Here is a 23,264-nt window from a genome sequence, read left to right on the forward strand (position 1 = left end):
CAGTGCCGGTGCGGCTGTCGGTTCCCGCCGCCGTGTTACCCGTGCCGGTGCGGCTGCCGGTTCCCGCCGCCGTGCTGTCAGTGCCGGTGCGGCTGCCGGTTCCTGCTGTCGTGTTACCCGTGCCGGTGCGGCTGCCGGTTCCTGCCGCCGTGCTGCCGGTGCCGGTGCGGCTGCCAGACATCCCCTGCGTGGTGACAGACCCATCTGGGTTGATTGTCCTTTGAGGTAGGATGCAAACCTCACCAGCGGGAGTCACTGTCGCACCCGGCGAGGTCGAAGACCCGCCCGGGCTGGTATTGCTCTGCGAAAAGGCTGGCAGACCCATTAAAGAACCGACTCCCAAAACTCCTACCAGACTGGTGAGTATCTTGAGGGAATTGGTGCGATTGACTAGCTTCTTGGACATCTTTTCAGCTCCTCCTGAATTCATCTGTCTTCCCGCCTGGAACCCCCCGCCCTAGCGCCCTTTGACGGGGGAGGAAAGGCGGGGCAAGGATTGCGCCTTTCCTCGAAACAAGTATTGTCCTGATTTCGAGAGAGTAACCCGGACAGATCCTCCCTTTTTTGGGTAAGCTTTGCCAGCGGGAAACCGACCGCTACGCTAATGGCAACTGCTGTAGAAACTCAGCAATTAGCTGACGCTTCCGGCTGATAGCTGATAGTTTGCTTTGGCTGAGTTCGGTAAATTGTATCTTTTTTCAAAAGCCCCCGCTCTAGCCTGCGCTTGGATTAGGGGTGGTTTTTACTGTTACTGTTCAGAGCATTGCTGCTATTTCTAGGCTAGAACCGGCACCGCTTATCTCCACCTATCTCGGGTAGGAATTAACCGATTGGCCACAGCCTGTCTAAAGGGGGAGAGTCCAGCCGGCTTTGCAATCACAGGTGGGAGTTTCTGTCAAGCAACCTGCCGGCGGATACCAATTTGGGATTTTGGATGCAAGGATTTTGGATTGAACCAAACGGCAGAAAAGCATTTTCAGCCTGACGCAATGAAAATTCTTGCTTTGTTGTTCATGGTTAATCTCTTTTTCAAATTGCAAAATTAATGATGATATAGCAGTAGCCACTTAGATTAGGACATTATAGCAGCAATCATATTGGTTAGAACAATAGAAGCTTCGGGAGCTCTGGAGCAAGGGAGGCCGGAGTAGGTTTCCTAAATGCTTACTGCTATAAACCTTCAGGGCAGGCTTCCCGCCTGCTCTACGTCTATATCCCAGCAGTAATATGGGTTAGAACAATAGGAGCCGGAGTGTGGGGGTGCAAAAGAGGCCGAAATGTACGAACCTAAGTGCATACTGCTATACCTCGTGGGGTTAGCGGCCCCCATTAATTTCTCTGTCGAAGCTCCCGCCGGCAGCAAGCGCAGGCACTGCAGAAGGCGCAAAAGATATAGCAGCAGTCATATTGGTTAGGGCACGGAGGGAGCGCCTGCCCTACGTCGGAACCTGCTAGGATAGGCGATCATTCCGACGAGCGTGTCCGAACCTAAGTGAATATTGCTATACCCTTTCCCTGCGAGAGCCTCACCCCCCGTGCTTTCTTGCTGTCGTACTCTCTCAAAGCAGCCGGATTCAACCGGCTTGATATCACCCGCTCCCTGAAACGGCTGGGTCGGGTATTTTTCCCATGAATTAATTATAATAACCGGAAAATTTTAATTAATAATATTTTTCAATACTTTCTTAATGTTAGCTGCTCCCGCCGGCCCGTTGGGTGCGCCGGAGCGCACCCAGCTGTATCACAGGAATTCGCGGGGGTCTGTAACGAAGCCGGTGAGCGCCGAAGCAGCTGCGGTGTAGGGAGAGGCGAGATAAATTTGCGCTTCTTTATTTCCCATGCGCCCGGGGAAATTGCGGTTGGTGGTGGAAACACAAACCTCTGGCTCATTCAGACGCCCGAAGGTATCCTTCGGTCCGCCCAAACAAGCGGCGCAGGAAGGTGCAGCCGGCTCAATGCACCCAGCAGCGAGGAAAATTTCCGACAGGGTTTGCCCGTCGTATTTCTCGGTAAACAAATCTTCGTACACTTTTTGGGTGGCCGGAACTATGTAAGTAGGCACTTTTACCTGATGCCCTTTGAGGATGCGGGCGGCGTTCAGAAAGTCAGACGTTTTGCCGCCGGTGCAGGAACCGATATACACCCGGTTTATCTTGACATCGCGGCACTCTCGTGCTAAAGCGCGATTGTCGGGAGAGTGAGGTTTAGCAACCACCGGCTCTAATGTGGAAACATCGCAGTGCCAAGAACTGTAGAACTTGGCGTCCGCATCGGTGCACACCGGCTCAAACGGTTTGTCAGTGCGGGCGCGGACATATTCAAAGGTGGTTTCATCTGGGGCGATGGTGCCATTTTTGCCGCCGGCTTCTATGGCCATATTGCACAGCGTCATCCGCTCTTCCACCGACATGCGCCGCACAGCTTCCCCGGCAAACTCCATCGTGCGGTAGTTGGCACCGGACACAGTGATGTCCCCGATAATTTGCAAAATCAAGTCTTTCGCCAGCAAATAAGGGGGCATTTCGCCATCGAGGACAAAGCGCATCGTCGCCGGCACCTTAATCAGCAGCTTGCCGGTACCGAGGATAAAAGCGGCGTCGGTATTGCCGATGCCGGTGGCGAACTCGCCGAACGCGCCGGCGTTGCAGGTGTGGGAGTCGGTGCCAAACAGCACTTCTCCCGGACGGGTGTGACCCTCCTGTGCCAGAGCGATGTGACAGACGCCCTTATAATCCGGGTTAGCCTTAAAGTTCGACCGGTCTGTGATGTCGTAGAAATATTTGATCCCCTGCTCGCGGGCAAAATCCCGCAGAATATCCACATTGCGGTTCGCCCGCTCGTCGGCGGTGAAGATATAGTGGTCGGGAATCAGGACAATCTTCTCCGGGTCCCAGACTTTAGCGTCAGAGCCAAATTCTCGCTTGAACACCCCTATGGTGCCTGGACCGCAGACATCGTGGGTCATCAGAACATCCACATTCACCCAGATGTTCTCACCCGGTTCCACAGCAGACCGGCCCGCAGCTCTGGCCAATATTTTTTCGGTGAGGGTCATCCCCATAGCACTACTCCTGCGCAGACGCTCTGCGCATTCCTTTAATGAACAACAGCTCACTAACTATAGTAGTGGGCGAGCCAAACCTCTGCTTGCGGTCTGGGACTGCCGGTGAAAATCACAGCCAACAAGCCGGCGGGCAGGAAATTGCACGACTTGCGCACGATTTGCGCACGGCTTGCGCACGATTATATCACGACTTGCGCATTTTAACCATCCCCCGATCGGGGGTTTTTCGAGCCGGCGATCTTAACGAGTTCTGGAGCGGGGGGACAGCATTTCGTGCGAGCAGTTTGTTCCAGGCTGTTTGTTCCTTGTTCCCTGTCAGGGGGACGCCCAACCCGGGATTTTAGGGAGCAATGGTGAGCTGACCGCCAGCGAGATTGCTGACAGCGCGCTCCATAGAAGCCAGAGCCCGATTGTAGCCCAGAATCGCCTGCACCCGGTTGCCTTCGGAGCGGCTGAGTTCGTTTTCTGCAGAGATCACGTCGCTCTGGGTGCCCACACCGGCCTGAAATCGCAACCGCGCCAAACGCAGGGCTTCCGTAGATCGCTCCACCTCCACAGAAGCAGTTTGAATATTTTCAAAATTCGCTCGCAAGTTGTAATAGGCTTGTTCCACGTCGAAGCGAACCTGGTTGCGCTGGTTGGCGAACTGGGTTTCTGCGATTTCCTTGCTGATTTCCTCCTGGGAAGCTCTGGCTCTGGCGGCTCCGCCATCGTACAAATTCCACCTCAACCGGGCTCCCAGTGCGTAGCCACCGGCAAAGCCCACGCTATCGTCCAAGTTATTTACCAGATCGTATCGGCCAAAGACACTCACTTGCGGGCCGGTACTGGCGAGAGCCGCCTGTCGCTGGGCGTCGTTAATTTCCCGCTGAACTAGCTGCTGTTCGAGCTCCGAGCGGTTCTTAAACGCCTGCACGATGCTGTCTTCGAGAGAGAGGTTCCAAAAACCGGCGACTTCCACGGGGTCTGCGGCGGAGAGGTCCACCGACTGGGACAAACTCAGCAGCTGAGCCAGCCGGCGGCGTCGGATTCGCTGGTCGCCCCTAGCTTGAGTGAGATTTTGCTGCTCATTGGCTAGCTGGACCTGGGAGCGGAGCACGTCAAATCGGGTTCCCACACCGGCTCGTTCCAGGGCTTCGGCATCCCGCAAGCTCTGCTCGGCGTTTCTCACAGAAGATTCGCTGATGCGGACTTGCTCGTCGGCTTGCTGCAGGTCGTAGTATGCGTTGGCGACATCCAGCCGCAACTGCGCGTCGATGCGCTCGAGTTCTAGCTGGTTGAGCCGCACCTGTCTGTCTGCCGCCCGGATGGTTGCAGACCGGCGTCCGGAGGTGTAGACATCGTAACTCAGTTCCAGCTGGCCATTCAGGGTCCTGCTGACGGTATTATTGTCTGGCACCCCTTCTGGCGCATTCACATTTCCCAGCCGCGTCCCGGCGGAATCCGTGCGGGTGAGGTCGCTGGACAGATTCAGGGAGGGATTTTCAGCGGCTAAGGCTTCTCGGAGGGCGGCGCGAGCCCGATCCACCTGCAGGTAGGCCACCTGGAAGTCTCGATTGTTTCGCCGCGCCAGTTCGAGAGCCTGTCTCAAGGTGATTGGCTGGGTGCCCCGGATCTGGACTTCCTGCGGTTGGGTGGGGAACTGGAGGGGATTGGGGTTGGGGTTGAGGTAGCCGGGAGCTGGTGTTTCCTGGAGCTTGTCTGCAGGTTTGGGTGAGGGAGCCTGCGGGGGGGATGGGGGCGCGGCTTCACGCTGAGTTTGGCTGCCACTGCCACCAGCGGGTTGTTTGTCAATGCTTGGCAAGGTTTCGGCTGCAGCCGGTGAGGGTGGGGCGGATGGGGCCGGCTGGGCGGGTTGGAAATCTTTGCCGGCTGGGGGTGCGGCACCTGCAGGTGAACCGGCTGGGGGGGAGGGTGCTGTCTGGGAAGCACCGGGTCCGATATTGCTGAGGGCTATTGCTACTCCGGTGCCGGCAGCTATCAGGTGACGAAAGGTTAGCATAGGTTTTTGATTCGCTCTGCAGTTTAAGACACATCCAGGGAAAGGGCAAACCACCTTAAGCAGAATAGCAGTTACTACCTAGCCACTGGCTTACCGGGGCTTGCGACTTAATCCGGGACAGAAACCAGGTTTGTTTGAGAAACCTGGTTTCACGTTCCCCAGTGGGTGTCCCATCTGGAGTGGGCAGCCCTTACTGGCAAGTAGGGAGCAAGGATTAAGGCTCAATGGTCTTGGTTCCTGGTTTGATAGCCCCTGACAGTACCGATCCTACACGAAAGTAGTTTGGGAGCTCGCGTTGCGCCCCGTCTGGTGAGCGAGCGGGGCGCTTTTGCGACACGGCGGCGTTCTGCCGCTGTAAAATAAAAATGCAATGCACTCGCAGATCCGACTGGGTGGGGCTTGACATCCCGTGAGGGCAAACATATCTGCCGGTAGCGCTGACAGACTAATTTCCAGCCTGCCATTACTAAGAGTGTGTAAATGAGGAGCCGGAGGGCGCATTGAGGAGTCCGCTTGCAGAGCTTAGCGCCCACCAGCACTCCGGGCACCGCGCCCAGGCATATCGGCAATACGAAACTCCTGTTGACTGCGCCCAGAGTTTAAACCGGCCTAAAGGACATTCACCCAAAAATCAGCGGTGACAATCTGACCGTTGCGGTTAAATTGCCCCCACAGTTTATATTTCCCCGGTTGGGGGAACTGTGTCATAAAATGCACCTCGCCGGCGGGAGTGCCTCCGTGGGCGTGGGCGTGAATGTAGTCGGATGCTTTCAAGTCTGCTGACTGGCGGATAATGACTAAATGGCCGGTTTCTCCCAGGTAAGGCTGCAAATCTGTTACCTTTTGACCAGTGGCGGTGTCCCTCACGTTAAAAACGAGCATGACTTTTTTGCCGGCTTTGACGCTTGCCTCCGGTAAGGCAAGCTGTACTTTTGTATTGCCAAAAGTCTTGGTCAAATTCTGGTCCGCAGCGGGTGCCGGTGAGGCGGTGCCTGGAACCGCTGTTTTCAGCACAGACACTCGCTCGGACTGACCGGCAGGTTTGTAGTCGGAAAAAAGCGTGTAACCGCCGGATTTGGGAAAGCTCGCCCCGACTTCAAATCGGCCATTTCCCTTGTACTTGGGGTGAAGGTGGCTGAAAAACTGGAGGTCATCGCTGACGGCAATCAGGTGCATCAGCTGTTCCTGAAAGGTGTCAAAGCCGGTGATGGGTTTGCCGGCTGAGTCGCTAATGTCAATGGCTAGAGAGACAGGTTTGTTGGGGGCAATATTGGATGCGACGGTGAGTTTGGCTTGGCTGGCTGCCGGTTTCCCTGAGTTGCCGCCGGAGTGGTCATTATGTTCGCTTCCGGCAGAACCGCCATGATTCATTTGCTCCATGTGTTGCGTGTGGCCATCCATTTGAGCCATCGATGGCTGTCCGGAAGTCTGTTGTGTCTGAGCCGGCACGTCACCAGAGGTGGCGGGGAATGAGCACCCCTGAGCCGATAATAAGGTGGACAGGACTGCAAACGCACTGACAAAGCGATTCATTGTGTGTTCTCCCAGGTAGTCGGTTTTATATTTCAGGTAGAAAATAGAGAAGGCGGGCAGCAATCTGCCGGCATTCCGCCGCAGAGCGCTTTGTTTAAACAATAAAACACGAAAATGAAATCAGGATGAAATCGCCAGGGCGGTTAGGCCCACTTACATACTGCCCGGCTGATTTCAGCACTATTTACTGATTCCGCCACACATGGCAGACATTCCTTGCGAGACAAAACCGTCAACTTCGTGAGCGTGTTCGCGAATAACAGCTACCATATCGGGAGCTTCGGAAGTTTCAGTGACAGCGACTCCCTTGGGCGTTTTTTCCAATTTGCGCTGATAGCGGTTTGCATTGCGAAACATAACCGGCAGGGTGCGGCTCATCATCGACAGCTCTCGCCCCTCGTCAATGCGCTTGTACATCGTGGGAACGTGCTGTTGGATCAGGGCAGCAATTTCAGGGCTGTCTGATTCTGTCGTTGAGCGAATACCGCCCGGAATTTCCTCAACGGTGCGCCGAATTTGGTTGTGATTGGCAAACAGCTGGTGAATGATACCCATATCTCCGCCCATCATGCCGCCGCCCATCATGCCGCCGCCCATCATGCCGCCGCCCATCATTTCCTGGCCGCACATACCACCGCCGCTCATTCCTTGAGCGATTTGCGTCTGTTGGCTCGTCGCCAGTTTGGGGGTCAGGAAAATCAATCCTAAAGTCAGGGCAAACAGAACAGTCCATAAAATAGATTTTCGCTGCATATTTACCTCCATTGCTGTTTGGGTGGGGGATTGAGGGGCTGCCAACACCAGCCCCTTGCTTCTCGGTTCCCTTCTCACAAGGTAGGTGAGGAAGGGTGTGGGCCATAAACGGTTTTCAAGAAAGCTGATGGCTTGTATTGACTATATCAGGCCATAGGCAACCTATCGATACCAAGTCTGATACCATTGCCGCATCCGCTCGATTTCATCACTTTGAGTCTGGAGAATGGATTTCGCCAGAGTGCGCATTTCTGGGCGGTCGCTGTCCACCACCATCCCCGCCATCATCACCGCCATTTTGTGATGCGGAATCATCTGCTGAATGAACGCTCTGTCAAAGTCAGGAGCATTTTTCAGGGCTTCTAGATCCCCAGTCATCATGTTCATCATGCCGCCGCCCATCATTCCCATACCGGCATTCATGGACATTCCGCGGTTTCCTGTCTGACTGGTGCCGGTGCCAGAATGCCCGGACATCCCCATCCCGCGAGCCCCCATCCCGCGAGCCGGTGCTGCCGGCACCTCAGTGGCGTACCACTCTTTGTACCAGGCTTTCATCTCACCGATCTCTCGGTTTTGGTCTTTGATGATGTCTTCCGCAAGCTTTTTGATTTCAGCATGCTTAGCCTTACTCAGGGCAAGGTTTGCCATGTCCACCGCTCCCTGGTGGTGAGGGATCATCATCTCGATAAAGTGCCGGTCTGGCTGTTGGGAATTCATCATCCCCATGCAGCCAGTCCCTGCGGGGGAGCCGGTGGGACTGTTGGGAGCTTGTCCTTGCGGCTGAGCTTGTGTCTGGCGGGGGGGAGTTTGTGCGAAGACGGGCGGCTGAGCGTGCGTGTGGTTGAGCGTGTCCCACCCTAGAAAGGCGGTACTGCCTCCCAGTAAAACGATCCCGTAAATCAACGATTTTTTGTCCATAGTTCCACCTCATTTCTATTAGAGCGCAGGAACAGACGGTAGCACTTCTATTATACCACGAAACATGCGCATACCGCAAGTGAATTGATATTCTCCCGGTTTTTCTGGGGTAAATTCCACCGGCACGGTTTTGTCCACCGGCAAGTGGGCGTTGATGCCAAAATCTGGCAGCAGGACTTCTTCTAAGCAGCTATTGGCGTCTTTTCGCAAAAAGTTGAGCCGCACCGGCTCCCCGGCTCGCACCACAATATAATCGGGCTGGTAGCCGCCATCGACAGCGATCTCGATTTCCTGAAACCCCTGCTGGGGTTCGGCTTGCTGCGCTTTTGGCTTTTTGTATAAAAACCACCAAAGTTCGGCTCCAATCAGCGCCAATCCGCCTAACGTTACGCCGACTTTTAGACCTAAAGGTTGCTCGATTCTGCGAAATTGATTGGTGTGGCTCGCCGGCATTTCGGCGGCTGTTGCGCCAGTGGGTATGGCCGCTAACAGCCCCAGATTGATTAGACCGCTCCAAAATTTACTTTTAGTTTTCATGTTTGAGTTGGGTGTTTGGTTTAATGAACCGACCCCGTGAAGGAACGCCAAGAGAATTTAAGAGGAGAGAGAGGGAGTGAGGTGGCTCATGGGGAGAATCCCACTGTTGTCTTCCCGCTTTCCGAGAGTGCCGGCATAAGAAAGTTTCCCCGCCTATTTCTTTAGCCCGCGCAGGCGGGCTTTGTCTGTATAGCCGCGATTTTTAATCGCCAGGGCACATTTGTTAATGCAAAAAATGCTCCCTCGCTCATGCCTGAAACTGGCGCAAGCGCAAGGCGTTGGTGACGACTGAGACGGAGCTAAATGCCATTGCGGCACCGGCAAGAATCGGATTGAGCAGCCAGCCAAAGAAGGGGAATAAAATTCCGGCGGCTACGGGAATGCCGGCAGCGTTGTAACCGAAGGCGAACAAGAGATTCTGGCGAATATTCCGCAGGGTGGCGCGGCTGAGCCGGATGGCGGTGACGATGGTTTGCAAGTCTCCAGAAATTAAGGTGATGTCGCTGGCGGCAATTGCCAAATCTGTGCCGGTGCCGATGGCTATGCCAACATCTGCCTGAGCTAAGGCGGGGGCGTCGTTGATGCCGTCTCCTACCATTGCCACAATGCGATTTTGGATTTGGTATTTTGGATTTTGGATTGAAGGGTTTCCCCGGGTTTGGAGAGATTGAATCACTGCTGCTTTTTGGTCGGGGCGCACTTCGGCAAAGACTCGCTCAATCCCGACTTGCTGCGCAATTGCTTCGGCGGTGCGCCGGTTGTCTCCGGTGAGCATTACGACTTCTAAGCCCATTCTTTGCAGGGAACTCACAGCTTCAGCGGAAGAAGGTTTGAGGGTGTCGGCAATTCCGATAATTCCCTCTAATTCACCGTCAACGGCTAGGAAGACAGCGGTTTTGCCTGAATCTTCCCAGGCTACTTTGTGCCCGTGCAGTTGCAGGGTGTCAATCCCCAATTCGTCCATCCAGCGCTGGGTTCCGATTTGCACGAGTCTGTCTGAAACCATTCCCCGCACGCCACTGCCGGCAATGGCTTCAAAGTTTGAGGTTTCTGGGAGCGGTTTCGCCACACCTTGAGCTTCGGCATATTTGACGACTGCTTCTGCTAGAGGGTGCTCTGAGTGGCTCTCAACGGCTGCGGCTAGCCGCAAGAGTTTTAGCTCATTTCGGTGGGCGGTTCCCCCAACGGTTACAAAGTCTGCAACGCCGGGTTTGCCTTGGGTGAGGGTGCCGGTTTTATCGAGGACGATGGTCTGAATTTGATGGGCGAGTTCTAGACTGCCGGCTCCTTTGATAAGAATGCCGTTTTCTGCGGCTTTGCCGATGCCAACTGTGACGGAGGTGGGGGTGGCTAATCCGAGGGCGCAGGGACAAGCGATAATCAGAACGCTGACGGTGGTAATGGTGGCTAGGGTGAGGTTGCCGGTGAAATTAAACCAGAGGATAAAGGTGCCGGTGGCGAGGGCGATGACTGCCGGCACAAACCATGCGGTTACGCGATCTGCGAGTCTCTGAATCGGCGCTTTGGAGCCTTGAGCTTGCTGCACCAATTTGACAATCTGAGCTAGGGCGGTGTCTTTTCCGACTCGCGTCGCCCGGAACCGGAAGCTGCCGGTTTTGTTGATAGTGGCTCCAATGACTTCATCACCGGCTTGTTTGGTGACGGGGAGACTCTCGCCGGTAATCACTGACTCATCTACTGTTGAGGTGCCGGCAATCACTTCTCCATCTACGGGAATTTTTTCGCCGGGGCGCACCTGCACGATATCTCCAACAGCGACTTCTGCTATGGGGATATCCAGCTCTCTGCCATTTCTAATAATGCGAGCGGTTTTCGCCTGCAACCCCATCAATTTGCGGATGGCTTCTGAGGTTTTCCCTCGCGCCCGGGTTTCTAAAAATCGACCGAGCATTGTCAGGGTTATAATTACAGCTGAGGCTTCATAGTAAACCTCTGGCATTAGCCCTTGGGACAGGAAAAAACCGGGGCTGACAGTCGCCCAAAGGGAGTAGAAGTAAGCCGCACTGGTTCCTAAGGCGATCAGGGTGTTCATGTCTGCGGTGCGGTGCCGAAATGCTTTCCACGCTCCCCGGTAAAAGGGCAAGCCGGCCCAAAATTGAACCGGGGATGCGAGTAATAGCTGCACCCAGGAATTGTGCAGCCCATTTAGAATGGGGTGCGAACTCAATCCTGTCATGGCGGGAATAGCGCCGGCAACCAGAAGCAGGCTGAGGGCGCTGCTGACTGCGAGCTTGCGCAAAAGCTGTTGCTCTTCTGTTTTCCGACCGGCTTTTTCGGCATCGTCTTCTTCCTCCCCTGCTTCCTGAATGGGATGGGCGGAATATCCCGCATCACTGACTGCGCGGGCGATGTCGCTAGAATTGGTTTTCTTGGCATTATACTTGACGGTGGCTTGCTCTGCGCCGAAGTTGACGCTGCACTCAACCACACCGGGAACGGATTGGATGGCTTGCTCGATTTTGCCGGCGCAAGACGCGCAACCCATGCCTTTCAAGCGCAGCTGGACTGTTTCCATAATGGACTCCTGTTCGCTGTACCTCTACCCTTACGCTAAACTCTCCACTCTACTGGAGAGTCAAGGGGGTATTTGTAAAGTTTTGTTGCGCCGGCTGGCGGGCTTGGGACAGGCAAGATGCCGGTGCTGTAAGCTGCTAGGCTTTGAATCTGCTTATTCGAGAAAGGAGGCAGAGCCTCCAAAGGGGCGTTCCCAGCCTCAGGCTGGGAAGGAGGGGAAATTATAGCCGGCGCTGCTCAGTAGCGCCCCGCTCTCCCTGCTGTTCTTCAAGGCCGTCAGCTGCCAGTCAATCACGAACCAACTTTGTTATGATTCCAGATATCATCTCTGAAAACCACATCCAGACCTTAAACTTTATTATATCAACTCTCGAACAGCACAAGATTAAGTATCAAGTGACCGGCGGATTAGCCGGCAATATTTACGGCTCTACATGGCCCCTGCACGATATCGACATTGAGGTGGCCCAAAAAGACATGGAGCGAGTGGCGTCTCTCTTTAGAAACTTTACGGTTCGCCCGCTGGCAAGGTTTGTCGATGAAGAGTTTGATTTGATGCTTTTGACCCTGCGCCTCGGTGACGTTGAGGCTGACATCAATCAAGCTGAGGATGCCTTTGTCTTCACCAAAGAGGGGGTCAGGATTCAACTGGATACAGATTTATCCAGAGCTAAGGAAATCAGCTTCCTGGGATTAACTCTGTACGTTCAGCCGTTAGAGGAGCTGATTAAATATAAAGAATTGCTGGGCAGGAAGGAGGATGTCCTCGACCTCAGCCGGTTGAGATAAAGAAAGCGCACCAAAACATAACAGATGCCCTCTCTTTTAGAGGGCATCCCTAAACTGTTTAACATAAATCTCCCCTCACCACCTTTGTTTCACGAACAGCTCTTATTATACTTTTAGGACTGCCCAATAGAGTGCAGCCATCAGAAGTGATTTTCAATCTATCACCCTGAGGGATCCCTTCCGGAGACTGACATAAATGAGGTTAACCAACTTCTGTTCTTCTTCCCCGAGTGAACTGCTACACAGCAGGGAAATTAGTAAGCGCTGATCTTGGCGGGTAATTCGGCGAGTGTCGAAAATGCGCTTAGCAACCTGAGCAATAGTCAGCTGGCAGAAAGGGGCTTGAGTATCCATATAATTACAGAGAAAATCGAGTTCATTACTGACTAATATCCGTAATTTATCGGTTTGAAGTAGTGATTTATAGCTTTGGGGCGGTGTGATAATTCCCGTCTGAGTTAGTGATGCAAGTCACAAAGAAAGGTTGCGCTCGTTATGACGGTTGCAGTCAGGCAGTCGGTGAGTCGCTCTAGGAGCAACCCACCCTAGAAACTCAGCAGTTAGTCTTTTCCGGCAACTGATGAGTGATGGTGATTTTTCTCAGCGATTGCCGGCAGATCGCAAAACTCGCCAGTGTAAGATGCCGGCAATTCACGCTTGCTACTGCCGGTTTTAGAGACTGATTGCAGCCATATAAACCGTCTCAACCGCTGCCGGCGCAGCAAGCCGGCCCGCCCAAAAAGCGCCGGCTGCGATCGCCCCCCCGGCAGGTATCGCAAATAGTATTATCCTGAATAAAGAATCAGGAGGCACACAATGTCAAGAATGTCAGCGGAATCACAACGCCCTAAAGTCGTCGTCGTCGGTGCCGGTTGGGCCGGCTTGGGAGCGACCTATCACCTAGCCAAACAGGGCTACGACGTGACGCTGCTGGAAGCGGGTTCTTATCCGGGAGGCTTGGTTGCCGGCTGGAAAACTGCCGGTGGGCGTTCCGTAGAAGCCGGCATTCATGGGTTCTGGTATCCCTACCGGAATATCTTCTCCCTCGTGCGAGAATTGGGACTCAATCCTTTCACACCTTGGACTCGTTCCGCGCAGTATTCACCGGCAGGGTTGGAAGTAGAATCGCCCATTTTCCAAGAAGAACCGCGACTCCCCACCCCGCTGGGGACTTTTCTCTACCCCCAATTCAAGCGTTTGCCTTTGATTGACCGGCTTTCTGCTTTGCCCCTGCTTTACACACTCGCTGATTTTGACAATTCCGATGAAGCTTGGCGGCGGTACGACTCCGTGACGGCACGCGAACTGTTCAAACAGTTTGGCGTCTCGGCGCGGCTGTACCGCGATTCTTTTGAGCCCATGCTGCTGGTGGGACTGTTTGCGCCGGGAGAGCAGTGTTCGGCAGCGGCAGCTTTGGGAATGCTTTACTATTTTATTTTAGCGCACCAGCCGGATTTTGATGTAGTTTGGTGCCGGGGAACAGTGGGAGAGAAGATATTTCGCCCCTGGTGTTCCGCAATCGAAAAAGTCGGTGGGCGCACGCTCACCCAGCGGCGAGTTAGCGATATCAGGACTGACAGTGCCGGTAAGGTGACAGGTGTTGTTTGCGGGGATGAAGTGTTTGAGGCGGATGCGGTTATCTTTGCCGTTGGCATAACCGGCATGAAGAAGATTGTCGCCGGCAGCCGCACTCTGCAAAGCCGCAAGGAATTCCAGAACATTATGAATCTGGGGGCGGTAGACGTGCTGGCAACTCGGCTGTGGTTTGACCGCAAAATTTCCATTTCCCGCGCTTCTAATGCGTGCTTCGGGTTCGACGCGACAACCGGCTGGACGTTTTTTGACCTGAACGCGCTGCACGACGAGTTCCGCGACGAACCGGGAACGGTTGTGGAAGCAGATTTTTATCACGCCAACCAGCTTATTCCCCTGAGCGATGAGGAAATTGTGCGGAAAGTACAGGGAGATTTAGCGACTTGTATTCCAGCTTTTGGGGGAGCGAAGGTTATCGACAGCAGTGCGATTCGTTTGCGGCAAGCTGTCACGCACTTTTTCCCTGGTAGCTACCAGTATATGCTGCCGGCGGTAACAAGTTTTGAGAATGTGCTGGTGAGCGGGGATTGGATTGTCAGCCGGCACGGTTCCTGGTCGCAGGAAAAGGCGTATGTGACGGGTTTGGAGGCGGCGAATTTGGTGGTTGAGCGCTTCGGGCGCGGCAGCAAGGCGGAAATTGTGCCGGTGGAGCCTGATGAGCCGCACATACAGGCGGCGCGGACTGTCAACAAGACAGTGCGGGAATTGGGGAAAGCGTTCTTGCCGGATTTTTGGCTATAGTGCCTCTAAATCATTCGTGTAAATTTTAGAACACCGGTTTCTTAAAGAAACCGGGGTTCTGGGCTAGCGCCAATCATTTAGAACTGCGATAGAATAGAAATAAGCCGTAGGGAGTGCGGTTGCCGGTTGAGCCTCGAAGGTGCGAGCGATCAACCAGTACATCCGCGACGTTGGGGAAAGATTTTAACCGGCTTTTTGGCTGTCTTAACAGGAGTGCCGACATGCAGTTTGAACTTTACCAGAGTGTAGCCTTGCGCCGTGACTTGCCACAATCTAACCTGAAAAAGGGGGATGTGGTGACGGTGGTTGACTTCGTTCCTTACCCGCTCGAAGGTTGTGAGGAGTGCTACATCCTGGAAAGATTTAACGCTACAGGAGATAGGGAGCTAGTGGCTGTCTGCGGTTCGGATTTGGAAGCGTTGTGAGCCAGCCGGTGAAATACTCACCGTCCGCCCACCAGTTGGGCTTTAGCCCAACTACAAACTTTTGGGCTGTCACATGACAGTGGAACACAGTGACTTTCACCCCTTCTCCAGTCCCCTATACCAACCAATCCCGCAGCCGGTCGCACCCCAGCCGACATGAAAGCCCCAAGGTGCCCTATTAACGCACCCTATTTACTGCCGTGACACTTCAGAGCTATCCTGAAAAATGGGTTTCTCTAGATATTTCCCTGAAATGGCAGTCTATCAAGTCCGGCTGGTGAATCCAGCGCTCAAACTCGACCGCACCATCGCAGTACCAGACGACCAGTACATCCTCGATATCGCTGAAGACGCCGGCATCCGATTGCCGGCGGGCTGCAAACAAGGCGACTGCTCCGCCTGTGTCGCAAAACTGGTAAGCGGTGAGGTCGATCAGAGCGAGCAAAAATTTCTGCGCCCCTCAGAAATAGCCGCTGGGTACATCGTGACCTGTGTGACTTATCCCCTCTCTGATTGCACACTGGAAACCCACCAAGAACAAGTCCTCTATCAATCCTCTCTTTACTTTAAGCCTGAAGCCGCCCAGTCTGAGTGATTTTCCCTAGCGAGGAGAAAGCCTCACAGCAGCCGTTTTCCCGAAACAGCAGCTACACTCTTCTATTAAATTAAATCTCCCAGCACGGTCGAGAGAGATATGTCCAAACTGCCCAAATTCCGCGATGAAAAGCTCCTGCGCCGCGCACTCACCCACAGCTCCTACGTCGAAGAACATCCCGAAGCGCGAGAAAACAACGAGCGCCTAGAATTCCTCGGCGACGCCGTGCTGAATTTTCTCTCTGGCGAGTTTCTCTATAACCGCTACCCGAACATGAGCGAAGGCGAACTGACTCGCCGGCGTTCCTCGCTGGTGGAGGAAAAACAGCTCGCCAAATTCGCAACAGACTTGGAAATCGGCAAACTGATGCGCTTGGGCATAGGCGCAGCAAGAAAAGATAAAGGCCGGCACAACCCCTCCTTACTCAGCGACGCCTTTGAAGCCATCATCGGCGCGTACTTTCTCGACTCCGGAATTGATGCCGTCCGTACCTTTGTCGAACCGCTATTTATCTCCGTTGCTGACAGCATCCCCTCTTCTAAACCCAGTGCAGATCCCAAAAGCTTGTTTCAGCAGTGGGCGCAGGCGCACACCGGCACAACCCCTCAATACCTGATAGTAGCTCAATCTGGCCCAGAACACGCCAGAAAATTCACCGCCGAAGTCCGCGTTGCCGGCAAATCCTACGGCAGAGGCACCGAACGCAGCAAGCAAGCCGCCGAAAAACTCGCCGCCGAAGCCGCGCTCAAAAAAGTCCGGCAGCCCACTGACCGGCCCACTTTACGCCCCTGACTCCTATCAAAACTTATCGTGATAAAATCCCTTTAAAAGACTGAAACACCACCCCCCACAACTCACCCACACTACCCCAGAAAATGAAAATGAGCCGGTTTCTTTACGAAAAATCAGTTTCCTATAAAGGACATCTCATCATCCCCTTTGTTTTTGGGATTGCCGGTGGCCAGCACATCTATTCCTATGCCCTACTCTCGGACACCGGGCATAAAGGGGCATTTCACAAAGCAGAAAACCCTGCCGGCATCTATTCAGACAGCCTGAATGGCATCGCAGAGATTGCCAAAGAACATCTCGACCGGCATTGCCCCGCTGCCGGTGCCGGTGACAATTTTAAGTTTCGCTACACCTATCGCGAAAACCTCATCATCGTCTGCCAACTCGCCGGCAAATTTTTCTACGACCATTATAAACCCGACAGTTTAACCAATGTCGCCGCCCCCAAAATATTCACAAGTGAAAGCGAGTGCCTCAACTGGATAAAACAGGGACTCGACCGCTCACCTACTGACTCCATCCCCCAAAACCAGTAAAAGTAGCGTTCCCCCAAGGGAACGCACCCTACTCACTAACCTAGTTTGACTTGGCTCGCGCCTCCTGAACCATTGCAATTAAAGTGTGGTGAGCGTCTTCCGCACCTTCCAGAGTGCGCTCGAACTCAATGCGCACCGGCACAGCAGCACCACTCACTTGTGCCGTTAAATTCATCCCCATTGCGTCAATTGAAACCATCTCCGCTACAGTCGCCTCCGGAGAGCCGCCAAATGCCTGAGCGTAAAGAAGCACAGCATTGGCGTGATCTTCGTTCATGTGCTGGCAGATGCGCTCGCTAACTTCAGCAGTTATCTGTTCAGACATTCAGACACTCCTTTTATCTAAAATAAAGTCAGACTGAATCCCCATAATACCAGCAAACAGCATAATTCCTCGTAGGACAGGCGTCTCGCCTGTCCATTTTAAAACCCGGTTTCTTTAAGAAACTGGGTTTCTGGAGCGGACTTCATCCAAGTGCAAACCGCTATATATCGGCCTACTTATCTAACAAGCTCAGAAGCTCTCTCAGACTCGCGCTCGCTAGCCCCAGAGGCGCTAACTTCGCCTCCCTTGTGGGCAGTGGATTTCCCCATCAACCGCATTTGAGCCGTCGTGGCGATCGTGTAAAACACCGGCACCACATACAAACTCAAAAACGTCGAGACAAACATCCCCCCCACAACCGACATCCCAATAGACACCCTCGCCGCCGCACCGGCACCCGTCGCTAGCGCCAGAGGAATCAACCCAAAAATCGTCGAAAAAGCCGTCATCAAAATCGGGCGAAACCGGATTTTACCCGCCTCAATCGCCGCCTTGGCAACCGGCATCCCCTTCTCCCGCAGCTGATTCGCAAACTCCACAATCAAAATCGAGTTTTTCGTCGCCAGCCCAATCAGCATAATCAGCCCAATCTGGCTGTAGACATTCAAATCCAAACCCGCCAGCAACAGCGCCGCAAACGCGCCCAGCAGCGACAGGGGCACCGCCAGCAAAATAATTATTGGGTCGAGATAGCTCTCAAACTGAGCCGCCAAAACCAAGAAAATAAACGCCAGCGCCAGCAGAAAAATAGCGCTCGTCGCTTGCCCCGCCTCTTTAAACTCCAGAGACTGCCCCGCATACGATACCCGAATCTCTGGCGGCAGCACTTCCTTCGCTAACACATCCAAAGCATCCAGCGCTTGCCCCAAAGTATATCCCGGTGCGGGGCTGCCTTCAATTGTAGCCGCCCGAAACCGATTAAAGTGATTGATTTGTGGCGGCGTTGTCGCAGCACTCACCGACACCACATTGCTCAAAGGAACCACTTCCCCCTGACTCGTGCGGATATACAGCTGGCGAATATCCTCCGGACTCGCCCGAAATTCTTTTTCCGCTTGAACAACCACCTCATAGCGCCGATTCCCCCGGTTAAAACTCGTAATTTTCTGACTTCCCAAAAGGATTTGCAGCGTCCGAGAAATCTCCTGCACCGAAATCCCCAAATTCGCCGCTTGCGCCCGGTCTACGCTAATAGTCAGCTCCGGTTTATTCAGCTTTAAATTCGTGTCGATATTCACCAGCTGCGGCAGCTGCCGCGCCCGACCGGCAAACTCAGCAGAAACTTGAGCCAGCGTTTCTAAATCGCTGCCTTGCAGCACAAACTGAACCGGCTGCCCGAAACCGCCCCCTGGCAAAGCCGGCGGATTGATTGGCAGCACAAAAGCGTCCGTAATTGGCGCAAACCGGCCAAAAAGCTGCCCAATAATTGCTTTTTGCGACTGCTGCGGCTGCTTGCGCTCCTCCCAGGGTTTCAGGCGGACAAACGCAAATCCCTGATTCACCTGACCGGGCGCACCCCCACCAAACGCACCAATGGTAAAATAAGTATTAACGTCCTTCACCTGGCTGAGCGTCTGTTCAATTTCCCCCATCACCTTGTCGGTGTAGTTAATCGTCACCCCTTCCGGTGCCCGCACAATCGTAAAGACAGCCCCCCGATCCTCCGTAGGCAAAAATTCCAGCGGCAGCTGTTTAAACAGCTGAAACGTCAGCCCCAAGGAAACAAAAAACCCCAAAACAACGACCGCCTTTAAAGGCATCAAAATCCGGATAGTTCGGTCGTAAATCGCCAGCATCACCTTGACGATCCCCTCAAACAGTTCCAGAGGCGCACTGAACAGCAGCGCCAGAGGATTTTTTCTTTCTCCTTGCGCCCACTCCGGTTTAGCCGGCTTGAGAATGCGAGCGCACATTGCCGGTGCCAGCGTCAGCGCCACAAAGGAAGAGATCAGCACAGAACCGGCAATCGTGATCGCAAATTCTGTAAATAGCCGCCCCGTCGTGCCGGCGGAAAACCCCACCGGCACAAACACCGCAACCAGCACCACCGTGGTAGCAATCACCGCAAACACCACCTCACCCGTTGCGGCAAAGGTCGCTTCCCTCGGTCTCATCCGCTTTTCTTCGATGTAGCGGATAATATTTTCCAGCACTACGATCGTGTCGTCCACCACCAGCCCCGTACACAGCGTCAGGGCAAACAGAGTCAGGGTATTAATAGAATACCCCAAAAAGAACATAATGCCAAAGGCACCGATAAGCGAAACCGGAATTGTCACGGCTGGAATCAGAGTTGCCCGCCAGTCTCGCACGAAAAAGAAGATAATCAGAATTACCAGAAAAATCGAGAGGTAGAGCGACCCCCAAACCTCCTCAATGGCCAGCCGGATAAACTCCGAATTGTCCACTGCCAGCTGGTAGCTCATCCCCTCTGGGAAGGACTTCGCGAGTTCTGCCATTTTTTCTTTGGCGAGTTTGGCAACGTCCAGGGTGTTGGCATTGGAGAGTTTTACCACCCCCAAACCCACTGCCGGTTTGCTATTAAACCGCACGAAAGAGCGCTCGTCTTCCGCACCTATTTCCGCCCGACCGACATCTTTAAACCTCACTTGCGAGCCGTCAGAATTGCGCTTAATCACCAAATCTTCATATTCCGCAGGATTCTGAAGTCTGCCGAGGGTTCGCACAGAATATTCCGAGGTTTGCCCTTCAATGATGCCGCTGGGAATCTCGACATTTTCCCGCCGCAGCGCCTGCTCTACATCCAAAACAGTCAGGTTGCGGGCGGCGAGTTTCACCGGATCGACCCACAGGCGCATGGCATATTTGCGCTCGCCGCCAATAATAACAGTGCTGACGCCCGGAACAGTTTCCAGCGCGTCTACGATCGACCGGTCCGCGTAGTCGCTCAACTCCAGCGTGGAGAATTTGCTCTCCGGGCTGTAAAGAGCAAACCACACAATCGGAGAGGCGTCGCTCGATTGCTTGTTGACAATTGGCGCTTCGATCTCGTCGGGAAGTTTGCCCCGCACTCGGTCCACGCGAGAGCGCACGTCTTGCGCCGCTTCCTCAATGGGCCGGCTCAATTCAAACTGGACGGTAATCGCACTGACAGACTCCCGACTTTGTGAGGTGAGGGTTTTAATCCCCTCAACCCCATTAATTTCGGATTCTAAGATTTCGGTGACTTCCGTCTCTACAACTTGGGGGTTGGCACCCGGATAAACCGTGGTTACGCTCACCACCGGCGGGTCAATTGTGGGATATTCCTGCACCGGCAGCCGGCTGTACCCCACCAGCCCCACCAGGATAATCAGCAGCGAACACACTGATGAAAAAACCGAGCGTTTGATGAAAAAATTGGTGAACATGAGTCGCTCATTTACACTCTATAATTGCTACCTTTTCTCGTTCAAGTTTGTAGTAAGGCTTTCGCCCAAAGGTTCGTAGTTGGGCTTTAGCCCAAAAGTTCGTAGTTGGGCTAAAGCCCAAAGGTTCGTAGTTGGGCTAAAGCCCAAAAGTTCGTAGTTGGGCTAAAGCCCAAAAGTTCGTAGTTGGGCTAAAGCCCAAAAGTTCGTAGTTGGGCTTTAGCCCAAAGGTTCGTAGTTGGGCTTTAGCCCAAAGGTTCGTAGTTGGGCTTTAGCCCAAAGGTTCGTAGTTGGGCTTTAGCCCAAAGGTTCGTAGTTGGGCTTTAGCCCAAAACGCATCCAGGAGGCTCTGCCTCCTGGAAAGGATTCCCAGGCAGAGCCTGGGAACCAGATTATAAAGTCAAAAAAGAAAAGGGCGTTTTTCTCCCTTTTCCCTTCTCCTGTCTCACTTCTCACCGGCTCCCTTGCTCCCTTTTTCCTCACCGCTGGGGAGGGGCATAATGGGCGCACCGTCAGCCAGCTTTTGGATGCCGGAGACAATAATCGTGTCACCCGGCGCAAGTCCTTCGATGACTTCCGCACGATCCCCACTCACCAAACCCAGTTTCACCGGCTGCCGTTTGGCCACCGCCGGCTCGTCGGGTCCTGGAGCCACAAACACAAATCGCTCCTCACCTTGGAAAACCACAGCCGTTGCCGGCACCACAGCACTAGAGCGCCGGTTCCAAATCACCTTAGCCCGCACGAACTGGCCATTGAGCAGCTGCCCTTGGGGATTGTCAAACGCCGCTTTTGCCAGAACCGTTTGCGAGTCAGTCACATTTGGGGAAATAAAACTCACCCGACCGGTCCCCAAGGATTTCCCTTGCGAGTCGCTCAGCTCCACCGGCAGCCCCTGACGCAAATCCGACGCCCGCTCCAAAGGAACCGGCATGCGCAGTTCCAGAACGTCGTTCTGCGTCACCGTGGTGATCTCGTCCCCTTTTTTGACATAATCTCCCAATTTCACGGGAATATCGCCGATTTTCCCGGCAATAGGGGCCACGACCGCCGCCCTTGCCAGCTCGGCTTCCGCGTTCCGCACTTGGGCTGCCGCTTGGGTCACTTGCGCTTCCGCTTGCGCGATCTCCTCTGGGCGGGAGCCATTCTGCAATTGCAGCAGGGCTTGCCGCTGCTGTTCCACTTCCGCTTTCAGCCGCTCAATGTCGGAAGTCCTGCCCTTTCGCACTTGAGCCAAGCGCCTTTCGGCTTCTTGCAACTGGGCGGCGGCGCTGCGGTCTTCTTTTATATATTGATCCAGCGTGTCCTGAGCAATCGCCCCCTGCTGCGCCAATTCCCCATACCGGCTCACCCGCTGCTTGGTGAGTTCTGCAGCGGCTTTTGCCGACTCCAATTGCGCTTCAGCTTGAGCGATCTCTTCCGGTGCCGCCCCAGCTTGCGCATCGGCGAGGCGGGTTTCCGCTGCGGCTAAACTGGCTTTGGCTCTGGCAATTTCCTCCGGGCGGCTGCCGGCTTGCAGCTCTTTGAGCCTAGCTTCGGCACCGAGCTGGTTTGCCTTGGCTTGGCGGAGCCCGGCTTCCAGGGAGTCGCTCTCTATGCGCGCCACAGAGGTTCCTTTTGCCACCTCCGAGCCGGATTTGACATAGATTTCCCGGACTAAACCCTCGATTTCTGCCTTCAGCCCCACTGACTCCTGCGCCTCCAGGGTGCCGACAAACTCCGAAGACTCTTCCACCGGGGCGAGCTCCACCCGCGCTAGCCTCACCGGCACTCCCCGGGGTTTGCTCAGGGCTGCCGGTGGCCCGCCCGCGCCCCGCTGGCTGCGCGACTGCCACCACTGCCAGCCGAAAACCCCACCTCCTGCCAGCAGCAGCAGCCCCACCGCCATCAGCGCAGGCAGCAGCAGCGATCCGGATTTTGGTGGCGGCTGTTCTGCCGGCGGCTCATCTGGCTCGTATTCCCCCCCATCTTCTGGAGACAGGACGTAGCCGGTCTTTAGATCATCCTGAATGCGAGCCGGTTTCTCCTGTGCTTCAGCTAACCCCTCAGGGTTCTTAATATGATTTGTTTTCGTCATCAGCAAGGACTGATACATTTACGCGACTTTATTCCAGGCATTCCCGGACAATGTGACGATAGCACTATCACCAATGAAAGTGATAGAGGCGTTATCCCGCAAAGCTTTCAGGAAAATCCCGAAAGCACCATTCCAGTCCCGCGACAGTGTAAATCCGCAACTGGGACAGTGGAAAACCTTGGAGCCACCTAAGCGGGTGTGGACATGCCCGCAACGAGTGCAAGTCTTGCTTGTGTATTCTTCCGTGACATCCACAATGGTGGTTCCCGTCAATTCAGCCTGATGCTTTAAGGTCCTCTTGAATCGGTAGTGCGCCCATGTCAGCATCGCCCTCGCCGTTTTAGACTTGATTTTCCGCCTTGCCCTGGCAACCATGTCGGAAGTCTCAAAGGTAGGCAGAAAAATCAAACGGTAATTGCGAGTTAGGTAGTGCGCGATCTGCTTGTGGGCTTCATCTATCAAGTCCCGAATTTTTACTCGCATCCTGTGAGCGGCGCGCCTCATGCTGCGCCGCCGTTTTTTGTTGGGCTCTTTGGAGATCCGGCTAGCCAGATCGTCTAAGTGCTGACACAGGCGGGTAATGCGCCCAATATCCCCATTGCCAAACTCTAAGAATTTGCGTCCGTCAAAACCTGTCAGGAAAGTTCTCACACCCGGGTCTAACGCAATTATCCCATC

Annotated in this window: 20 protein-coding genes and 1 pseudogene; 7 read left to right on the plus strand and 14 right to left on the minus strand. The window is 54.3% G+C overall.

The window, feature by feature from the left end:
• Together OSC10802_RS52850 and OSC10802_RS49620 are read right to left on the minus strand one after the other, a co-directional pair.
• A pseudogene (locus tag OSC10802_RS52850) lies at positions 1-406 on the minus strand (hypothetical protein); the annotation flags it as partial.
• Positions 407-845: 439 nt separating this feature from the next.
• Positions 846-1,067, minus strand: coding sequence for a hypothetical protein (locus tag OSC10802_RS49620; protein ID WP_155967629.1), 222 nt, complete (start codon positions 1,065-1,067; stop codon positions 846-848).
• A 425-nt stretch (positions 1,068-1,492) separates the two neighbouring features.
• Between OSC10802_RS49620 and OSC10802_RS49625 the strand changes: the two genes are divergently transcribed.
• Entirely contained in the window at positions 1,493-1,633 is a 141-nt protein-coding gene (locus OSC10802_RS49625; protein WP_155967632.1) for a hypothetical protein, read from the plus strand.
• A 108-nt stretch (positions 1,634-1,741) separates the two neighbouring features.
• On the opposite strand, the gene OSC10802_RS0112215 is transcribed toward OSC10802_RS49625, so the two are convergent.
• From OSC10802_RS0112215 to OSC10802_RS0112250, 7 genes are all read right to left on the minus strand, one after another.
• Entirely contained in the window at positions 1,742-3,061 is a 1,320-nt protein-coding gene (locus OSC10802_RS0112215; RefSeq protein ID WP_026098410.1) for a 3-isopropylmalate dehydratase large subunit, read from the minus strand.
• 343 nt (positions 3,062-3,404) lie between these two features.
• Positions 3,405-5,066, minus strand: a complete 1,662-nt coding sequence (locus OSC10802_RS0112225) for a TolC family protein (protein WP_017717053.1) — start codon at positions 5,064-5,066, stop codon at positions 3,405-3,407.
• Positions 5,067-5,675: 609 nt separating this feature from the next.
• Positions 5,676-6,701: a DUF8832 domain-containing protein gene (locus tag OSC10802_RS0112230; protein ID WP_017717054.1), complete on the minus strand. Its 1,026-nt coding sequence runs from the start codon at positions 6,699-6,701 to the stop codon at positions 5,676-5,678.
• A gap of 78 nt (positions 6,702-6,779) precedes the next feature.
• Positions 6,780-7,352 (minus strand): hypothetical protein, encoded by a 573-nt coding sequence (locus OSC10802_RS0112235; RefSeq protein WP_155967635.1) that lies wholly within the window; start codon positions 7,350-7,352, stop codon positions 6,780-6,782.
• Between the two features lie 162 nt (positions 7,353-7,514).
• Positions 7,515-8,273, minus strand: coding sequence for a DUF305 domain-containing protein (locus tag OSC10802_RS0112240; RefSeq protein ID WP_017717056.1), 759 nt, complete (start codon positions 8,271-8,273; stop codon positions 7,515-7,517).
• 18 nt (positions 8,274-8,291) lie between these two features.
• Entirely contained in the window at positions 8,292-8,810 is a 519-nt protein-coding gene (locus OSC10802_RS0112245; protein ID WP_017717057.1) for a cupredoxin domain-containing protein, read from the minus strand.
• Positions 8,811-9,057: 247 nt separating this feature from the next.
• Positions 9,058-11,346 carry a heavy metal translocating P-type ATPase gene (locus tag OSC10802_RS0112250; protein WP_017717058.1) on the minus strand — a complete coding sequence of 763 codons (2,289 nt, stop codon included), beginning with the start codon at positions 11,344-11,346 and terminating at the stop codon, positions 9,058-9,060.
• A gap of 308 nt (positions 11,347-11,654) precedes the next feature.
• Here OSC10802_RS0112250 and OSC10802_RS0112255 point away from each other — a divergent pair, with 308 nt between their 5' ends.
• A complete protein-coding gene (locus OSC10802_RS0112255) occupies positions 11,655-12,134 on the plus strand; it encodes a nucleotidyltransferase domain-containing protein (protein WP_017717059.1) in 480 nt (159 codons plus the stop codon).
• Positions 12,135-12,694: 560 nt separating this feature from the next.
• Here the strand turns inward: OSC10802_RS0112255 and OSC10802_RS39890 are convergent.
• Positions 12,695-12,913, minus strand: coding sequence for a hypothetical protein (locus OSC10802_RS39890; RefSeq protein ID WP_044170101.1), 219 nt, complete (start codon positions 12,911-12,913; stop codon positions 12,695-12,697).
• Between the two features lie 37 nt (positions 12,914-12,950).
• Here OSC10802_RS39890 and OSC10802_RS0112265 point away from each other — a divergent pair, with 37 nt between their 5' ends.
• The 5 genes from OSC10802_RS0112265 to OSC10802_RS0112285 all read left to right on the plus strand — a co-directional run bounded on the left by OSC10802_RS0112265 (position 12,951) and on the right by OSC10802_RS0112285 (position 16,816).
• Positions 12,951-14,468 (plus strand): hydroxysqualene dehydroxylase, encoded by a 1,518-nt coding sequence (locus OSC10802_RS0112265; RefSeq protein WP_369797072.1) that lies wholly within the window; start codon positions 12,951-12,953, stop codon positions 14,466-14,468.
• Positions 14,469-14,689: 221 nt separating this feature from the next.
• Complete coding sequence (locus tag OSC10802_RS39895) at positions 14,690-14,893, plus strand: DUF4926 domain-containing protein (RefSeq protein WP_044170103.1); 204 nt, start codon at positions 14,690-14,692, stop codon at positions 14,891-14,893.
• Between the two features lie 253 nt (positions 14,894-15,146).
• Positions 15,147-15,488 (plus strand): 2Fe-2S iron-sulfur cluster-binding protein, encoded by a 342-nt coding sequence (locus OSC10802_RS0112275; protein WP_017717063.1) that lies wholly within the window; start codon positions 15,147-15,149, stop codon positions 15,486-15,488.
• 99 nt (positions 15,489-15,587) lie between these two features.
• Positions 15,588-16,280, plus strand: a complete 693-nt coding sequence (gene rnc / locus OSC10802_RS39900; RefSeq protein WP_017717064.1) for a ribonuclease III — start codon at positions 15,588-15,590, stop codon at positions 16,278-16,280.
• An 89-nt stretch (positions 16,281-16,369) separates the two neighbouring features.
• On the plus strand, positions 16,370-16,816 hold the full coding sequence (locus OSC10802_RS0112285) for a hypothetical protein (protein ID WP_017717065.1): 447 nt from the start codon (positions 16,370-16,372) through the stop codon (positions 16,814-16,816).
• A gap of 40 nt (positions 16,817-16,856) precedes the next feature.
• Here OSC10802_RS0112285 and OSC10802_RS0112290 read toward each other — a convergent pair whose 3' ends face one another.
• The 4 genes from OSC10802_RS0112290 to OSC10802_RS39905 all read right to left on the minus strand — a co-directional run.
• Positions 16,857-17,141, minus strand: a complete 285-nt coding sequence (locus OSC10802_RS0112290) for a DUF2470 domain-containing protein (RefSeq protein ID WP_017717066.1) — start codon at positions 17,139-17,141, stop codon at positions 16,857-16,859.
• A gap of 176 nt (positions 17,142-17,317) precedes the next feature.
• Positions 17,318-20,512, minus strand: a complete 3,195-nt coding sequence (locus OSC10802_RS0112295; RefSeq protein ID WP_017717067.1) for an efflux RND transporter permease subunit — start codon at positions 20,510-20,512, stop codon at positions 17,318-17,320.
• Positions 20,513-20,954: 442 nt separating this feature from the next.
• On the minus strand, positions 20,955-22,604 hold the full coding sequence (locus OSC10802_RS0112300) for an efflux RND transporter periplasmic adaptor subunit (protein ID WP_017717068.1): 1,650 nt from the start codon (positions 22,602-22,604) through the stop codon (positions 20,955-20,957).
• The coding region (locus tag OSC10802_RS39905; RefSeq protein ID WP_071593301.1) for an RNA-guided endonuclease InsQ/TnpB family protein at positions 22,605-23,264 on the minus strand (660 nt) is incomplete at its 5' end. It lies immediately after the preceding gene.

The organism is Kamptonema formosum PCC 10802 (assembly GCF_000332335.1).
Taxonomy (GTDB): Bacteria; Cyanobacteriota; Cyanobacteriia; order Cyanobacteriales; family Oscillatoriaceae; genus Oscillatoria.

What these genes read in the sequence shown, in the direction of transcription:
- OSC10802_RS0112225 (WP_017717053.1), bottom strand. Translation starts at nt 5,066, where the DNA reads ATGCTAACCTTTCGTCACCTGATAGCTGCCGGCACCGGAGTAGCAATA.
- OSC10802_RS0112255 (WP_017717059.1), top strand. Translation starts at nt 11,655, where the DNA reads ATGATTCCAGATATCATCTCTGAAAACCACATCCAGACCTTAAACTTT.
- OSC10802_RS0112265 (WP_369797072.1), top strand. Translation starts at nt 12,951, where the DNA reads ATGTCAAGAATGTCAGCGGAATCACAACGCCCTAAAGTCGTCGTCGTC.
- OSC10802_RS39895 (WP_044170103.1), top strand. Translation starts at nt 14,690, where the DNA reads ATGCAGTTTGAACTTTACCAGAGTGTAGCCTTGCGCCGTGACTTGCCA.
- OSC10802_RS0112300 (WP_017717068.1), bottom strand. Translation starts at nt 22,604, where the DNA reads ATGTATCAGTCCTTGCTGATGACGAAAACAAATCATATTAAGAACCCT.
- OSC10802_RS0112215 (WP_026098410.1), bottom strand. Translation starts at nt 3,061, where the DNA reads ATGGGGATGACCCTCACCGAAAAAATATTGGCCAGAGCTGCGGGCCGG.
- OSC10802_RS0112245 (WP_017717057.1), bottom strand. Translation starts at nt 8,810, where the DNA reads ATGAAAACTAAAAGTAAATTTTGGAGCGGTCTAATCAATCTGGGGCTG.
- OSC10802_RS0112290 (WP_017717066.1), bottom strand. Translation starts at nt 17,141, where the DNA reads ATGTCTGAACAGATAACTGCTGAAGTTAGCGAGCGCATCTGCCAGCAC.
- rnc (WP_017717064.1), top strand. Translation starts at nt 15,588, where the DNA reads ATGTCCAAACTGCCCAAATTCCGCGATGAAAAGCTCCTGCGCCGCGCA.
- OSC10802_RS0112250 (WP_017717058.1), bottom strand. Translation starts at nt 11,346, where the DNA reads ATGGAAACAGTCCAGCTGCGCTTGAAAGGCATGGGTTGCGCGTCTTGC.
- OSC10802_RS0112235 (WP_155967635.1), bottom strand. Translation starts at nt 7,352, where the DNA reads ATGCAGCGAAAATCTATTTTATGGACTGTTCTGTTTGCCCTGACTTTA.
- OSC10802_RS0112275 (WP_017717063.1), top strand. Translation starts at nt 15,147, where the DNA reads ATGGCAGTCTATCAAGTCCGGCTGGTGAATCCAGCGCTCAAACTCGAC.
- OSC10802_RS0112295 (WP_017717067.1), bottom strand. Translation starts at nt 20,512, where the DNA reads ATGTTCACCAATTTTTTCATCAAACGCTCGGTTTTTTCATCAGTGTGT.
- OSC10802_RS0112285 (WP_017717065.1), top strand. Translation starts at nt 16,370, where the DNA reads ATGAGCCGGTTTCTTTACGAAAAATCAGTTTCCTATAAAGGACATCTC.
- OSC10802_RS0112240 (WP_017717056.1), bottom strand. Translation starts at nt 8,273, where the DNA reads ATGGACAAAAAATCGTTGATTTACGGGATCGTTTTACTGGGAGGCAGT.